This window comes from Streptomyces sp. NPDC001858 (assembly GCF_053594615.1).
The window spans coordinates 107,330-121,531 of the sequence record NZ_JBSFEV010000020.1 but is presented as its reverse complement, the minus strand read 5'-3'; the positions used below and the strand labels follow the sequence as shown (position 1 = coordinate 121,531).

The 14,202-nt window shown below is 68.9% G+C and carries 25 protein-coding genes and 1 pseudogene; 23 read left to right on the top strand and 3 right to left on the bottom strand.

Annotation, left to right across the window (positions count from 1 at the left end):
- Positions 1-19: 19 nt before the first annotated feature.
- A pseudogene (locus ACWCPF_RS26285) lies at positions 20-412 on the top strand (DUF6397 family protein); the annotation flags it as partial.
- Here ACWCPF_RS26285 and ACWCPF_RS26280 read toward each other — a convergent pair.
- The 3 genes from ACWCPF_RS26280 to ACWCPF_RS26270 form a co-directional block, all read right to left on the bottom strand.
- Positions 413-1,822 (bottom strand): tyrosine-type recombinase/integrase, encoded by a 1,410-nt coding sequence (locus ACWCPF_RS26280; protein WP_451047553.1) that lies wholly within the window; start codon positions 1,820-1,822, stop codon positions 413-415.
- A gap of 16 nt (positions 1,823-1,838) precedes the next feature.
- Positions 1,839-2,288, bottom strand: coding sequence for a hypothetical protein (locus ACWCPF_RS26275; protein ID WP_451047552.1), 450 nt, complete (start codon positions 2,286-2,288; stop codon positions 1,839-1,841).
- Positions 2,289-2,443: 155 nt separating this feature from the next.
- Entirely contained in the window at positions 2,444-2,875 is a 432-nt protein-coding gene (locus ACWCPF_RS26270) for a hypothetical protein (RefSeq protein ID WP_451047551.1), read from the bottom strand.
- Between the two features lie 531 nt (positions 2,876-3,406).
- On the opposite strand from ACWCPF_RS26270, the gene ACWCPF_RS26265 reads away from it, so the two are divergent.
- The 22 genes from ACWCPF_RS26265 (at position 3,407) to ACWCPF_RS26160 (ending at position 14,196) form a co-directional block, all read left to right on the top strand.
- The gene (locus ACWCPF_RS26265; protein WP_451047550.1) at positions 3,407-3,691 is read left to right on the top strand and encodes a hypothetical protein; all 285 of its coding nucleotides are present in this window, start codon (positions 3,407-3,409) and stop codon (positions 3,689-3,691) included.
- A gap of 100 nt (positions 3,692-3,791) precedes the next feature.
- Positions 3,792-4,082 carry a hypothetical protein gene (locus ACWCPF_RS26260; RefSeq protein ID WP_451047549.1) on the top strand — a complete coding sequence of 97 codons (291 nt, stop codon included), beginning with the start codon at positions 3,792-3,794 and terminating at the stop codon, positions 4,080-4,082.
- A complete protein-coding gene (locus ACWCPF_RS26255; RefSeq protein ID WP_451047548.1) occupies positions 4,079-4,360 on the top strand; it encodes a hypothetical protein in 282 nt (93 codons plus the stop codon). Before ACWCPF_RS26260 ends, ACWCPF_RS26255 begins: the two co-directional genes overlap by 4 nt.
- Entirely contained in the window at positions 4,357-4,959 is a 603-nt protein-coding gene (locus ACWCPF_RS26250; protein WP_451047547.1) for a hypothetical protein, read from the top strand. The genes ACWCPF_RS26255 and ACWCPF_RS26250 overlap by 4 nt, the downstream gene beginning before the upstream one ends.
- Complete coding sequence (locus tag ACWCPF_RS26245; protein WP_451047546.1) at positions 4,956-5,684, top strand: hypothetical protein; 729 nt, start codon at positions 4,956-4,958, stop codon at positions 5,682-5,684. The genes ACWCPF_RS26250 and ACWCPF_RS26245 overlap by 4 nt, the downstream gene beginning before the upstream one ends.
- Positions 5,681-5,908, top strand: coding sequence for a hypothetical protein (locus ACWCPF_RS26240; RefSeq protein ID WP_451047545.1), 228 nt, complete (start codon positions 5,681-5,683; stop codon positions 5,906-5,908). The genes ACWCPF_RS26245 and ACWCPF_RS26240 overlap by 4 nt, the downstream gene beginning before the upstream one ends.
- Positions 5,905-6,624: a hypothetical protein gene (locus tag ACWCPF_RS26235; protein WP_451047544.1), complete on the top strand. Its 720-nt coding sequence runs from the start codon at positions 5,905-5,907 to the stop codon at positions 6,622-6,624. Before ACWCPF_RS26240 ends, ACWCPF_RS26235 begins: the two co-directional genes overlap by 4 nt.
- A complete protein-coding gene (locus ACWCPF_RS26230) occupies positions 6,624-6,872 on the top strand; it encodes a phiSA1p31-related protein (protein ID WP_451047543.1) in 249 nt (82 codons plus the stop codon). The genes ACWCPF_RS26235 and ACWCPF_RS26230 overlap by 1 nt, the downstream gene beginning before the upstream one ends.
- Entirely contained in the window at positions 6,872-7,048 is a 177-nt protein-coding gene (locus tag ACWCPF_RS26225; RefSeq protein WP_451047542.1) for a hypothetical protein, read from the top strand. The genes ACWCPF_RS26230 and ACWCPF_RS26225 overlap by 1 nt, the downstream gene beginning before the upstream one ends.
- A complete protein-coding gene (locus ACWCPF_RS26220) occupies positions 7,048-7,278 on the top strand; it encodes a hypothetical protein (RefSeq protein WP_451047541.1) in 231 nt (76 codons plus the stop codon). The genes ACWCPF_RS26225 and ACWCPF_RS26220 overlap by 1 nt, the downstream gene beginning before the upstream one ends.
- Complete coding sequence (locus ACWCPF_RS26215) at positions 7,275-7,733, top strand: hypothetical protein (RefSeq protein ID WP_451047540.1); 459 nt, start codon at positions 7,275-7,277, stop codon at positions 7,731-7,733. Before ACWCPF_RS26220 ends, ACWCPF_RS26215 begins: the two co-directional genes overlap by 4 nt.
- Before the next feature lie 111 nt (positions 7,734-7,844).
- Complete coding sequence (locus ACWCPF_RS26210; protein WP_451047539.1) at positions 7,845-8,189, top strand: hypothetical protein; 345 nt, start codon at positions 7,845-7,847, stop codon at positions 8,187-8,189.
- A gap of 64 nt (positions 8,190-8,253) precedes the next feature.
- Positions 8,254-8,391: a hypothetical protein gene (locus ACWCPF_RS26205; RefSeq protein ID WP_451047538.1), complete on the top strand. Its 138-nt coding sequence runs from the start codon at positions 8,254-8,256 to the stop codon at positions 8,389-8,391.
- Positions 8,388-9,506: a DNA polymerase III subunit beta gene (locus ACWCPF_RS26200; protein WP_451047537.1), complete on the top strand. Its 1,119-nt coding sequence runs from the start codon at positions 8,388-8,390 to the stop codon at positions 9,504-9,506. The genes ACWCPF_RS26205 and ACWCPF_RS26200 overlap by 4 nt, the downstream gene beginning before the upstream one ends.
- Before the next feature lie 63 nt (positions 9,507-9,569).
- Positions 9,570-10,217, top strand: a complete 648-nt coding sequence (locus tag ACWCPF_RS26195; RefSeq protein ID WP_451047536.1) for a hypothetical protein — start codon at positions 9,570-9,572, stop codon at positions 10,215-10,217.
- 124 nt (positions 10,218-10,341) lie between these two features.
- On the top strand, positions 10,342-10,581 hold the full coding sequence (locus ACWCPF_RS26190; RefSeq protein WP_451047535.1) for a hypothetical protein: 240 nt from the start codon (positions 10,342-10,344) through the stop codon (positions 10,579-10,581).
- Entirely contained in the window at positions 10,581-11,558 is a 978-nt protein-coding gene (locus tag ACWCPF_RS26185) for a YqaJ viral recombinase family nuclease (RefSeq protein ID WP_451047534.1), read from the top strand. Before ACWCPF_RS26190 ends, ACWCPF_RS26185 begins: the two co-directional genes overlap by 1 nt.
- The gene (locus ACWCPF_RS26180) at positions 11,555-12,358 is read left to right on the top strand and encodes a recombinase RecT (RefSeq protein WP_451047533.1); all 804 of its coding nucleotides are present in this window, start codon (positions 11,555-11,557) and stop codon (positions 12,356-12,358) included. The genes ACWCPF_RS26185 and ACWCPF_RS26180 overlap by 4 nt, the downstream gene beginning before the upstream one ends.
- 65 nt (positions 12,359-12,423) lie before the next feature.
- The gene (locus tag ACWCPF_RS26175) at positions 12,424-12,813 is read left to right on the top strand and encodes a hypothetical protein (protein WP_451047532.1); all 390 of its coding nucleotides are present in this window, start codon (positions 12,424-12,426) and stop codon (positions 12,811-12,813) included.
- Complete coding sequence (locus ACWCPF_RS26170) at positions 12,813-13,127, top strand: nucleoside triphosphate pyrophosphohydrolase (RefSeq protein WP_451047531.1); 315 nt, start codon at positions 12,813-12,815, stop codon at positions 13,125-13,127. The genes ACWCPF_RS26175 and ACWCPF_RS26170 overlap by 1 nt, the downstream gene beginning before the upstream one ends.
- The gene (locus tag ACWCPF_RS26165; protein WP_451047530.1) at positions 13,124-13,354 is read left to right on the top strand and encodes a hypothetical protein; all 231 of its coding nucleotides are present in this window, start codon (positions 13,124-13,126) and stop codon (positions 13,352-13,354) included. Before ACWCPF_RS26170 ends, ACWCPF_RS26165 begins: the two co-directional genes overlap by 4 nt.
- On the top strand, positions 13,351-14,196 hold the full coding sequence (locus ACWCPF_RS26160; protein WP_451047529.1) for a hypothetical protein: 846 nt from the start codon (positions 13,351-13,353) through the stop codon (positions 14,194-14,196). Before ACWCPF_RS26165 ends, ACWCPF_RS26160 begins: the two co-directional genes overlap by 4 nt.
- Positions 14,197-14,202: the final 6 nt, after the last annotated feature.

The window sequence follows — 14,202 nt, the reverse complement described above, 5'->3', positions numbered from 1 at the left end:
TCCACGGGGGAGATCGATCATGTCCGGCAACATCGTCACGCCGTCGTCCCACGCCGTTTCGTGCACGCCGAGCCGAGCGGCGCGGGAACTCGACCTGAAACGAAGCGAGTTCGACCTCGCCGCGCACCTCGGGTGCATCAGGACCTTGCCCGACGAAGGAGGAGGGGGCCGCCGGGTGGAGCGGGCGGAGATCGACCGGCTGCGTTCGGAACCCGGCTTCCCCGAGACGCTGCGCGAGCGCGTGCTGGTCGTGGGCACCGGCGAAGGCGCCGCCGTCCTGGAGGTGCCCCCGACCCGGTTCACCCGCCTCGCCCGGCTGGGACTGGTGGTGCCCGTCAAGTTCTATCTGAACCGGTACCGGGCCGTTGTCTGGCTCTATCTCGCCGACGAACTACGGCAGTTCGCCTCCGACTCAGGCCGCAGACTCTTGCAGCTCAGAGGCGCTTTCAGCGTCTCTTGCGTCCGGTAGTACTGCCGCATCCCCGGGGTGCGAACCAGCTTCCGGGGCGTCGCAAATCGTGTCTTGGGGAGCGTCTGGGGAGGACGCCGAAGAATCCAGAGCCTGGGAGAACCAGGCGTCCATCGCCTGCCGGCCCCGGCCGTCCGCATCGGGCAGGAAGTGTCCGTACACCCGAAGCGTGATCGCGGCGTCCGCGTGGCCGAGCCACTTCGAGACTGCCACGGGATTCTCCCTGGAGTCCAGCTGCACGCTCGCGAAGGTGTGCCGCAGGCAGTGAAAGCCGTGCTCGTGCGCCGCCATGTAGACCAGGCGGAACCCCCGCCCCGTCTTCCGCCTCACCTTCTCCGGCTCGGGAATGACTCCGGCCGCGGCAAGCGACCTTTTCCAGTAGTTCTCGTTCCACATGTTGGCGCGCACCGCACCGCCGTTGCTGTTGACGACCAGGAGCCGGTGCGTCTGCGGCGCCCGCTCCTTCGCCTCCAGCTTCGTCTTCGGCGGCCGGGGGTCCTTCCACGGCAGCGTCACCGACTGCGGGGGATAGGCCGCCACGTGTGCGGCAAGGCGAGCGGCAAGGTGGTCCGGCATGGGAACGGAGCGGGTCTTGTTGCCCTTCGGCAGCGAGAAGACCAGCTTCCCCTCGACGTTGCGGACCTGCCGCCGGACATGGATCACGCGGCCTTCCATGTCGAGGTCGTCTTCGGCCAGCGCAAGCGCCTCGCCCTGGCGCAGCCCCGCGCCGGAGCCGATGTCGACGAGGATCCGGTACGCGGCGGGCAGGCCAGCCTGAACGGCTGCCACGCGGGTGCGCGTCCAGGCGCGCGCCTTGGTGGGCGGCTTCACCGGGGCTTTGATGGTCCGCGCGCGGCACGGGTTCTTCAGGATCCGCTCGTCGTCCACCGCGCAGTCCAGGATGTTGTTCAGGTATCCCCAGACGACGACCGCGGTGCCCGGTGATATGACGCCCTCCAGATCCTTGAGCCACTGGCGCAGAGTGTCGACCTTGATCTGGCGCAGCGACAGGCTGCCCAGGAATGGCAGGATCTGGTTGCGGACCCGGCGGCTGACGGTCTCCAGGGTTGCCGGATCGCCCGTGCGCGTCGCCCACCAGTGCTTGTCGACGTATTCGCGCAGCAGCATGTTGCCGTCGCGCGGGTCGATGAACTCGCCTCTGTTGCTGTCGGCCATGGCCTTCGCGAGCCAGGCGTCGGCCGCGCCCTTCTGCTTGTCGGGGAATGACCGGGCGCGGACACCCGGAATGCCGGCGACCTTGTAGCGCTTCCCCTTACCGTGACGCTCTGTGGGGATGTTGCGCTTACCGTCGGGCCCCTTCTTCATCCACCGGTCTTCTACGTAGCCCGCCATGGTCGCCCCCGTTCGTTCAGATGCGGCTCATCGGCCCGGGGCTATTGTCGATGATCTCGCCGGCGTACAGCTGGAACCAGCGGCCGCCACCGAGAATCTTCTCGGTGGGTGGGTTCACGGCGGCGGCGAAGCGCTCTGGGTCCAAGTCGGGGCAGATGTAGACGCGGATGATGCCGCGGTCTTCTGCCAGGCCCACGCCGAGGTCGCGCGGAACCCAGGGGCGGATGATGTGCTGGATCTGCAAGGGCTGGTCGGGGGTGTCGCGGGAGACGATCTCAGTGCCCCACAGCTGGAACCAGTGGGATGACGACATGAGCCGATCGACCTCAATGTTCAACTGCCGCACCACGTCGGCGAGGGGTCGGGTCTTGTCGAGACGAAGGCGGACGGTTCCGCGGTCTTCTTCTATGGCGGCCAGTCGGCCGGGCGCGAGGTCTTCGACGGCTTCGTAGGCGACGTCCAGCACGTGTCCTCCCGAGGGCAACGATGCACCGTCAGCCAGAACGGCCGGAAGTGCACGGTTGGTGAAGGGTACGTCTACCGAGAGTCGCCGACAATCGGTTGATGGAATGTCTACTTACGGACATCGCCGATCAGGCGCCGCCCAAGCGCCGCATGCCGCTACTCGCCGGCCTCGCGCCGGGCGCGCTCCTCGGCCTCGATCATGTAGCGCCATTTCATCAGCTCCGCCTTCGACTTGCCCGCGAGGTGTCCGACGATGATGCGGACCTCCTCGTCGTAGCCCGCGAGTTCGGTCGCCTCGTACATCAGCCACTGCTCGGCGGTGGCCTCTTGCACGCGGCGGAACGGCCTGCGGGTGGCTGCGGCGATGGCCTGCATCTGGTCCGGAGACGGCGGGTTCACTGGAGGAGTCTTGACGAGCTTCTGGTACCACTGCTTCGGCAGCCGCTTACCCTGCGGGTCGATCCCCTGGTCGGCCATCTCCTGGTAGGTGATCCCGGAGTCGTTGGCTTCCTGGATGAGCCGGGAGAGCGCGCCGGCAGGAGTGGTCCCGGCCGCGCCCTGGTCGGAGGCGGTGGCCGCTGCCTTCATGTCGTCTTCCTCTCGCGTCACTGTCACACCGGCTGTCTCTAGGGAAAACGGATAGCGCGGGAAAAATAGCAGGTCAGTCTGTACAACCTTCCAGGATCCGGGACAGTCCGTCCACAGACCAACGCTATCTGGCCATGAACTTTGCCGATACTCGCCGACAGGCTGTCCCGATTCTGTTGACAGGACGTCCCTGCGGGGGTTAACTCAAGGCCAGTGAAAGGCACCTCGCAACGGGGGAGATCCATTGAGCGTGCGCTACATCCTGAGAGACCTCGACTACTTCCAGAGAACCATGAAAACCCCAGGTCGCGGCAAGCCTTATACCGTCCGTGATCTAGCGGAAGCGAGCGGTGTATCCCGCTCTCAGGTCGGCCGGCTGCACTCCGGAGATCTCGACCACCTCGACGTCATTGACGCCCACTCTGTAGCGGAGGCCCTCGGTGTCGGCGTCCTGGTTCTTTTCATGCCCCCATCGTCCCCAAAACAGGGACATCCCGACATCGAAGCAACCCCCACGCGAAGGAGTACCTAGTGCCCAGGCTCGCCAAGACCCCGACCCCGCCCCCACCGGGACACGTCTGGATCGACGAAGCGGCACGACGCATGAGCGTCACCGTCCAAACGCTCTACAACTACCGGCAGCAGAACAAGGGCCCCGTCGGCATCCCGTCACCGCGCCGCCTCGCCTACTGCGTCGCCGAGATCGACGACTACCTCGCCGAACGCCGACAGGCCGCCGTCAACGCCATCCGCACCCACGAGTCCCGCCCGCCGGAGCCGCGCACCTCGCGCCGCACGGCCCCCGTCGCCGCCTGACAGGCCGGCGCATGAAGAAGCCGCCCCGCAACGACCAAGTCCGGGACGGCCCTTCCGATCCACCCCAACCATCCGCTGAACAGAGAGGTGGACCACCACCATGTTCTCACGCGACACATTCCCGAAGATCGTTCGCCAGACCCCGGTCAAGCACGGCGACTCGATGGCGCTGACGGTGTCCACCGTCCAGATCGCCCCTCGCCACTACGACACGGTCATCTTCGACGACAGCTCCGACAAGCGGCACGACGGCTGGTTCATCGGCGGCTACGTCATCAACCACTCCTCGAAGCGCACGGAGTCCCGCGAGGCCGCGATGGACGACCACCGCGAGGCCCTGTACGCGGCCCGCACCGAGCAGCCGAAGGCGCCGCAGGCGGTGGCTCGATGACCCGCCCGATCGCGGCCCTGGACGTGCCCGCCGACACGGTCGCCGCCGAGGCTGACCGCATGTGGGCGGAGCGCGAACGACGGGTGGCCGCCCTCCACTTTGAGCAGGCCGCCGACCGCACCAAGTCCCCGTCGGAGCAGATCGCGTTCCGTCTCGACGCCTGGCTGGTGAAGCACCCGGACGACGTCCGTGCTGCCGCCGACGCGTACCCCGACTGGCCCGCCCAGTTCGCCGCCATCAAAGCCGCCCACAGCTCGACCATCGAGGAGACCCAGTGACCGGCTACCCGGAGATCGCGGCCCGGTTCGCCCGGGAGACCCGCAACCACCAACTGACCGTGCGGCACGACGACGGCCTGTACCGGCACCTCGTCTGCGCGGACCCGGACGGCGGCTTCTACCGCTTCGACCTGCTCACCTGGCCGCACAACGTGTTCCTGCGCGGCGACGGGTTCAGCTTCGGCTTCACCGTCTGGCCGACCGTCGACATGTTCGACGTGTTCCGCGGGTCAAGCGCCGGCGGCATCAACCCCGGCTACTGGCAGGAGAAGGTCACCGCCGGGAAGGTCCGAGACTGGTCGGAGGAGCGGTTCCGGGCCTGGGTGACCGATGAGGCAGCGAAGGGCGAGGCCCGTCATCCGGGACTGGTCGAGGCCGTCGGCAAGCGGATCCTGCACTCCGACGAGCACAGCCTGGAGTACCAGGGCACCGCCGAGTACGCAGTCGCGTCGTTCAGCCACGGCGGCTACCGGCTCCGGCTCCCGAACGACTGGGAGAAGGACTTCGAGGACTACTCGTGGGAGTACCTCTTCGCCTGCCACGCGGTCCTCTTCGGCATCGGCCTGTGGGACGCCGCCCGAAAGGCGGTGACGGCATGACCGACTACGTTGAGATCGCCGGCCACTTCGAGCGGGACTTCGCCGAGGCCAAGCTGACCGACCTGCACGAGGACGGCCTGCGCCGGCACCTCCAGTTCTCCGCCCCCAAGTCGATGAACCGGCTGCTCCTGGTGACGTGGCCGTACAACCTGCTGGTCGCCGGGTCGCACGGCTCGTTCCACTTCGAGCGGTACGGCGACGACACCGAGGACATGTTCGACTGGCTGCGCGGCGTCCGCGTCGAGCCGTCGTCGTGGGCGTCGAAGCTCCTCAACGGGCGCCACTCGGTCCTGGAGTACGACCAGGACCGTCTGGTCCGGCAGGTCAAGGACGAGGTCGCCGACGCTGTGCGCGAGGGTGGCCCTCGGGGTCTGCGGGCGGCCGTCCGTGAGCAGATCCTCGAAAGCGACTGGCTGCACAGCAAGGACATCGCGCTCTCCCTCATCGACGAGTTCGAGCACGGGGTGAACTATCGCGCCGAGTGCTCGTGCGGCGTTGGCGAGGACCACGATTCGTACAGTTCGGCGCTGACGTGGGGCATCTATGCGCACCGTGGCGACGGCCATGAGGTCTCCGTGAAGGAGATCGGCGGCTTCGCCTTCTCCGACGTGTCCGAGTGGCGCGTCGACAAGCTCGGCTATCACTTCGTCTACCAGTGCCACGCAGCCTCGTGGGCCATCCGCCAGTACGACGCCGCCCGCAAGCCGGCGGGGGTGACCGCGTGAACGCCCCTAAGGACTCGTTCGTCGCCGACTTCAAGGCGCTGTGTGCCGCCCTGAACATCGAGACGGTGACGGCAACCGACACGTTCGGCCGCCAGGACGTGCAGATTGCCCGTGACGGGCTCAACAAGCTGATTGCTGCTGGCCTGCTACCGGAGGACCCGACCACGCACCCCGCGTGGGAGGAAGTTCTCCGCAGGCACCGCGAGGCGGGGGACGCGTCATGAACGTCGAGACCTTCAACGCCCGTTTTCCGGTCGGCACCCCGGTGATCGCCTACCCCGGCGCCCGACCGGAGGACGACCTGGGCGACGAGCAGCTCATCACGCGCACCCGCAGCCGGGCCCATCGAGTCTGCGGCCACAGCGACGTCGTCTGGGTCGACGGACACGGCGCGTGGATCACCCTCAGCCACATCGACCCGGTCACCGAGGACGAGTGGAAGCAGGCGCGCATCGACCGCGACGCCGCCACCGTCGCCCGCAGGGCGGCCCTTCTCGCCGCGATCCAGGAACGCCCCTCGCTGGAGTGGAAGCCCGGTCTGGCGGTCGGCGCGCTGCGGCGGGCCGGAATCCACCCGGTGAGCATCGGCACCGCATCCAAGGATCTGCAGGACCTGGCCGCCGAAGGGCTGCTCGTCACGCACACGGAAACCGTGACCAGCGGATACGGGCTGCCCGACCCGGCCCCAGGAGGAGAAGTGACCGCGACGATCTGCGGCGGCATCACCGCCAACCTTGACACTGGGCCCGTCCAAACCCGCTACGGCCGCGACAGCGAAGGCCGCCAGACAGCATGGCTGATCGTTGGCGACAACGAGATCGCCATCAAGGCCAGCGACTCCCCGCCGGAACTCCTGGACCAGCTCGCGGAGAAGGCAGCCGAGCTCGCCGCCTGGATCCGACGCGACCAGAGGCTCGCCGTGCTGCCGGAGGTGTCGTGATGGACGCGATCCTCGACGGCGCCCGCATCAACTTGGACCGTGTCCAGGTCGCGGCCGACGGCACCACCTGGCTGTGGACCTGCGACATCAGCGAGTCCGGGCAGCCCCTCATGCAGCGGGTCGACCAGCCCGGGCAGCCGGGCGAAACCCTGCCGGTCGACTACCTGGTTCGCTGGCACGGCCCGCTCACCCCACAGCGCCAGCCCACGACCGCGGCCATGTACCGGCGCGTCCTGGCGGTGGCGTGATGGCCGGCCGGGATGACGCGGTGCAGGCGGAGATCGACTGGCTTGCCGCCCGCGAAGCCGAACTCGTCGCCGAGCTGGCCGCGCAGCGCGAAATCGGATTCGAGCTCCGTACCGCCCGGGACTTCGCCGAAAGCGACGCCGCCGGATACATCGACCGCACCGGACTGGAGGCGTGATGGCCGGCCGCGAACTCGACCAGCACGTGCTCGGCGACACCTTCATCGACCCGAACCTGCTACGCCGCGCCGCCGTGCACCTCGCCGACGGGATCGCCGCACAGCATCCCACCGAACTCGACGACCTGGCACCCGAGTACGCGGGCCGGCTCCTCGCCCAAGACCCCACCATCCGCGCCGGGCTCCTCGAACTCATCGACGCCATCGGACTGCCCCGGAGAACACCGTGACCCTCGCCGAACTCATGCCCGTCCGCCTGGCGATGTTCGCCCGCCCAGCCCGGTCCCGGCACCGCGCCGTCGACGAGGTCGACCGACAGAAAGCTCTCCGTATCGGTTCCGACCTCCGAATCAAGGCGCTGGGCGTCCAGCTCGCCGACGCCGAAGCCATCCGCGCCTGGACCGCCGCGCAGCTCGCCGGCGCCGAAGAGATCGTCGTCAAACAGCAGGCCGACCTTGACGAACTCACCGCCGAACGCAACCACCTCGCCGAGGAGGTTGCCGCGCTCAAGCGCCGGTTCGCCGCCCATCTGGCCGCCGACGCCAACGCCACTCGCGTCACCGTCCCGCCGATGATCCGCGACACCAGCGCCCTCGAGGACCAGGCAACCGGGCCGATCCCTGTCCAGGCGCTCTGGGACGCACTCGGCGCCCAGGCCGTCGCCGACCCGGGCCGCATCCACTAGCCCGCCGCCTTCGCCGGATGCCCACCGGCCGACGAGGCGGCGACCAAGCAGAAACCCCGGACGCTCGAACCGCCCGGGGATCCGAAAGCAGCATCCCACGGAGGCCAACCAGTGCTGAACACCGGAGAGCAGATCACCTGCCCCACCCTCGAGCAGCGCGACAACTTTCACTTCGAGCTGCGCTGCGAAGACTGCGACGTCCAGCGACTGTCCCGACTGAACCTCGGGCAGGTCGACGACCGATACCGCGAGGGCCGGGTCACCCAGAACGGCTTCGAGGCCTACATGTTCGTGTGGGCACTCCTGTCGCCGGCCGGCAGTCGCGCCGAGTGGCGCGAGCCGCCGACGGATCCGACCGTGCGGCGCATCGCTCGAAAGCTGCTGGCCATCCGCCGCTTCGCCATCCCCCTCGAACTCGTCGATGAGCAGCCGGCCGCGTACCGGCCCGCGGCCTGACCTCCCACAAGCCGAGGCTCTCGGACCGCCCGAAAGTAGCCACCAGCGCCCCATGGAGACCCAGATGGACATCGAACAGCTCCCCCTCTTCGACGACGACGAGATCGTCGGCACCGGCAAGCTGCTTCCGTGGCCGGCCGCCACATCAGAGGCAGTAGCCGAGAACAGCACCGACGGCGAGCCACAGGCGGAGGCGGCGTGAAACTCCGCATCGACCAGAAGCAGTTGGCGGAAGCCGCCCGGCGCGCACACCGCCGACTCCCCAACAACCCGCTCAACCCCGTCCTGGCCGGGCTGATGCTCGAGGCCACGCCCGACCAGGTGACTCTCTCCGGGTTCGACCTGGAAACCTCAACCCGCGCCAGCCTGGAGGCGGAAACACTGGAGCCCGGCCACAGCCTGGTCTCCGGCCGCCTGCTCGCCGACGTGACCGCAGCCCTGCCCGCCGGCCCCGTCGACGTGGTGGCCGACGAGCGGGAGCTGACGGTGTCGGCGCCCGGCACCACGTTCGCGCTGCCCGCCATGAACCACGGCGACTACCCGGCCCTCCCGACCCCGCCCGGAGCCGCAGGCGTAGCCGCCGGGGAACACCTGGCCGCGGCCGTCGGACACGCCGCCACCGTCGCCATGACCCCTAAAGAGGCCGTCGGCAGCCGCGAACCATTCGGCGGCGTCCACATCAGCGCCGACGGCGACCAACTGGTGGTGGAAGGCTCTGACGGCTACCGCATCGCCCGCCACCGGCTCGCCTGGACACCCGACGGCGACGCCGCCGGCGACCTCCTCATCCCGGCCGCCGACATCGCGGTAACCGTCAAACAGATGGCCGGAGGCCCCGTCCACATCGGCTTCCCCGGCCCGGGCGGCGGCGTCGCCTCCCTAGCCACCGACACGCTCACCGTGACGAGCCGCACCATCGCCACCCCCTACAAGAACATCGACAGCCACTTCCCCGACCCGGCCAAGGCTGCGGGCTGGACCCGGGTCGACGCAGGCGAACTGCTGGAGGCGGTCAAGCGGGCCGCCTTGGTCAACGAGAAGGAAGAGCAGCCGATCACCCTCTCCTTCGACGGCGACCAGGTGACGGTGCGGGGCGGCGTCGAAGGCTCCCGCGGGGCCAGCCGGGTCGACGTCGAAGCCGCCGACCTGGACGGGTTCGAGATCGCATTCCGGGCCGGCTTCCTCGGATCGCTCCTCGCCCCGATCGGCGACGTCGTCCAGGTCTGGTTCACCACCCCGACCAAGCCGGCGCTGATCGTGCCGGTCGACGACGGCTCCTACCGGGCCGTGTGCATGCCCGTCCGCCTCCCCAAGTAGCCCGTGCGCCCCGCCGAGGCGAAGTCGGCGGGGCACCCCACCCAGCATCCCAGGAGACCCACAGTGATCACCATCGCCGACCGCACCCTCAGCCGGCTCGTCGCCCAGACCCGCCCGCACGTCGGGAACCTGATCGACGCCGAAGACGTCCAGTGCATCACGTTCGAATACGACAACGGCGTCCTGTACGCCATGGCGACGAATCGGTTCACGCTCGCCGTTTCTCGCACCCAGGTCACCGGCGGCAAGGGCAAGACGTGGCACGCCATCGTGCACCGAGTTCAGATCCCCGAACTGGCCGCCGCCGTCCGGCTGCTGGACGCCAAGCCCGTCAACCTCGAGCGCACCGCCACCCAGCTGGTGCTCTCCGGGGAGTCCGGCACTCGCATTGCCATCGACCTCAGCCCGTTCGCCAAGACCCCCCTCGACTGGCGCAAGATCCTCCTGCCTGCCCTGGAACGTGAGGCCAGCAGCCAGCAGATGGCGATGGAACCGAAGTTCTTCGGCGCCTGGAAGAACCTGCCCGGCCCGGTGCAGATGTGGTCTACCGGCGAAGGCAAGCCGACGTTGATCGTCGCCGCCGACTTCCTTGGCGCGCAGATGCCGATCCGGCTCCGAGACGGCAAGGACGACACCATGCGCCGCGAAATCGACGCCTGGGGCGCCGCCAAACGGCCCGAGACCAAGCCTGCCGAGCCGGCCGCCGCCTGACGCGCCCCTCCCATGCCGCCGCGTCGAGTGACCCCCACGCTCCGCGGCGCCCAGGGCGGCTCGCCCCGCACCTCCCGGCCGGGGCGAGCCGCCCGCCCAACCGCACACCCAGAAACGGGGCCCCATGTACCTCACCCGCAACGTCGGCCGCTGGCAGATCGAACTGCACCAGCGGGCCGTGCACCTCACCCGACAACCCAAGGCCGACCCGGCATGCGGTGCCTGCTACGGCCGCGGCGGTCACGGCTGGTTCACCGCCTCCGGCAACGCCGACTGGGAGGACTGCCACTGCGTCAACCAGCTCCGCACCTGGAGCCTCCGCCTCTGGCCCCGCCGCGACACCGCGAAGGAGTACCCGTTCTGATGACCACCGCCATCTACCCCTCCGGCGCCACCGTGGCGCTCGAGGCCGACGCCTCCCGCGAGGAGTGGCACGCCGTCCGCAAAACCGGCATCGGCGGCTCCGACATCGTCGCGATCTGCGGCCTGAACCAGTGGACGTCGCCGCTGGAGATCTGGCTAAAGAAGACCGGACAGTCCGTCCCCCGACGCATCGACGAAGTACTCGACGAGGCCGGCGAGATGGGCCACGAGCTGGAGCCGTTCGTGGCCAGCCGCTTCACGAAGAAGACGGGCCTGCCGATCTTCGAGAACCCCGGGACTCTGCGCCTGCCGGAGATCCCGTGGGCGCTGGTCAACCTCGACCGCACCACCAAAGAGGCTGGCTTGCCGGGCGTCGTCGAGATCAAGACCCGCTCCAGCTACGCACTGAACGACTGGATCGACGAACCACCCGTCGACGTCCAGGTGCAGACGCAGTGGCAGATGCTCCTCACGGGCTGGTCCTTCGGCTATGCCGCTGCGTCGATCGGTGGCCAGCGCGTCATCGTCCACCGCATCGAGCGCGACGAGAAGCTCATCGACGATCTCCTCGCCATCGGCGCCGAGTTCTGGGGCTGGGTGACCACCGGCGTCCAACCGCCCCTGGACGGCAGCCACGCCACCGGCCAGCTCCTCGACCGCATCCACGCCAAGCCCGGCCGCAAGGACGTCATCGCCGACGCTGCCGAAGTCGAGAAGTGGCTGAGCATCCGCCACACCGCACAAGAGCAGATGCAGGCCGCCGACATCGCCATGACTGAGGCAGACAACCACCTCAAAGCGATGGCCGGCGACGGCACCGACGTCTACATCCGCGGCGAACTCGCCTACACGTGGCGGCCTCGGCTCGGCCAGATCAGCTGGAAGACCGCCGCCCTCGACCTCGACCCGGACCTCGACCCCGAGCCGTACCGCGGCGAGAACACCCGCGCCCTCAACATCGTGATGGAGAACCTGTGACCGACTCCGCCCGCAACGCCGTCGCCCGCCGAGCCGAAAACGTCGGCCAGGTCAAGCAGGCCGGCCAGCAGCAGAAGCCGACCATGGCGCAGCAGATCGAACGGATGAAGCCAGAGATCGCCCGCGCCCTCCCGAAGCACATGGACGCGGACCGCATCGCCCGCATCGCACTCACCCTGATCCGCAAAAACCCCGACCTCGCCGAGTGCACCACCGAATCCTTCCTCGGCGCACTCATGACCTGCTCGCAGCTGGGCTTCGAGCCCGGCTCCCCGACCCAGGAGGCGTTCATCGTCCCCTACAAGGGGGAGGCCACCTTCCAGCTCGGCTACCAGGGCATGGTCACGCTCTTCTACCAGCACCCGATGGCGTCGTCGGTGAAGGTCGAAACCGTCCGCGAGAACGACCACTTCGAGCACGAGGAAGGCCTCGAGGAGAAGCTCGTCCATCGTCCCTGCAAGACGGGCCCGCGCGGCGCCCCGGTCGCCTACTACTCCGTCGCCCGCCTCATCAACGGCGGCCGCACCTTCAAGGTCATGTACCCGGCCGAGATCGAAGAGCGCCGCCAGAAGATGCCGTCGAAGAACAGCCCGGCCTGGCGAAACAGCTACGACGAGATGGCCAAGAAGACCGTCCTGCGCAACCACTTCAAGGCCCTGCCGAAGAGCGCTGAACTCGCCCGCGCCATGGCCCACGACGGCACCGTGCGCACCGAATGGCAGCCCGACGCCATCGACGTCCCGCCCGAGTACCTCAGTGAGCCTCAGCGCCCCGAACTCGGTGCCGGCAGCAACGACTGATCCATCCGCCTCCGGCCTCCCGCCCGCCGCAAACAGGCGGGAGGCCGCTCACCCAAGGAGAGCACGTGAACCTGACTCCCGCCCAGGCGAAGGACCGCGCCGACCGTATCCTCGCCGCCCTGAAGCCCACCGTCTCCCAGTGGACGGCCGCGGTCCTGGACCAGGCCGTCCTCCACCTCGCCGACTCCGGCCAGCCGTTCGGCATGAACGACATACGGCTCCTGGTGCCCGAGGACGACTGCCGCAAGGCCGGCGTGTACTTCGCCAGCCTCACCGGACACGACGCCCTTCACTCCAACGAGCCCGCCCTGCTGCGCAGGGTCGGCGAGGAGACGTCGATCAACCCGAAGGCGCACGGCAAGAAAGTGAATGTCTACATCCTCACCCACGCCGGACGGCAGTTCATCAAGGAGCGGCAGGCCGCCCGCGCCGACCAGCGGAAGGCGGCGGCGTGATGACCAGCAAGCTGATCCGGGACCGCATCCCGCAAATCGCCGCCGCACGCGGACAGCACCTCGACATCCGCGTCGCCGATCAGGCAGAACTCCCCGCCCTGCTCAAGGCGAAGATCGCCGAAGAGGCCGGTGAAGTCGCCGACGCCGCACCCGGCGACCTCCTCGAAGAACTCGCCGACGTCCTCGAAGCCGTCCACGCCCTCACCCGAGCAGCCGGCCACACCCTCGACGACCTGGAGCAGGCGCGCGCCGACAAGGCCGCCGAACGCGGCGGATTCACCCGATGCCTCGTCCTCCGACAGGTGACCGCATGACCGCCGTCCTCAAGCCGGCCGCCGACTGGTACATCAACCAACTCGCCGAACACGGCTGGCTCACCGTCCTCAGCGCCCAAGCCGGCCTGTTTCTCGCAGCCTGGTGCGTGCTCGGTGCCGCCCTCCGCCAGCACCGGCAGTACCGCGAACGCCGCGACGGCATCCGCCGCCTCCAGTCCTACGCCAACCACCCCGCCAACCACACCCGGAAGGAGGACCGGCCATGACCACCGCCCACGAGCCCAGCCGCTGGTGCCACCTCCAAGGCTGCGACAGCCCGGAGTGCGCACTCGCCAGCTACCGGTACATGAGCGCCCTCCGACTCGACCACAGCCGCGGCATCCGGCGCCTCCGCGACGCCGCGCCCGTCCTTGAACACATCCAGCGCCTCATCGCCAACGACTGGCTCGTCCGACAGATCTCAGCCGGCAGCGGCGTATCCCAGTCCGCCATCCGCTACGTCCTCTACGGCCAGCCCACCATCAGCCGGGCCCGCGCGGCTGCCATCCTCTCGATCCCCATCGGGCCCGCACCCGTCGACCACGGCACCGTCGACGCCACCGGCAGCATCCGCCGACTCCGGGCGCTCGCCTGCCTCGGCCACACCCTCGACGAGATCGGCGCCGAGACCGGAATGAACCGCCACCGGCTCGGCCGGATCATCACCGGCAAGCATGCCGAGCTCGACGCCCCCACCGCGCGGGCCATCACCACCGCCTACCGTCGCCTGTCCGCCTTTCGCAGCGACAACCCGCACACCATCCGCCGGGCCCGCGTGCAGGGCTGGCACGGACCGCTCGCCTGGGACGACATCGACGACCCCGCATGCCAGCCCGAACAGGCCGCTCCTTACGAGGCCGCACCCAAGTATGAGCGCGACCCCGACAAGGCCGCCGAGATCGAACACCTCTACCTCCTCGGCGAAAGCCCCGAGCAGATCGCCAAACAGCTTGGAGGTAACAAGAAGTACATCGGAGACCAGCTCAGCGCCATCCTCCGCCGCCGCGAAGTAGCCGCACGGATCGAGCGCGAGAAGGCCATGCGCGCCCGGTTGGGGGCCGCCGCGTGAGCGCTG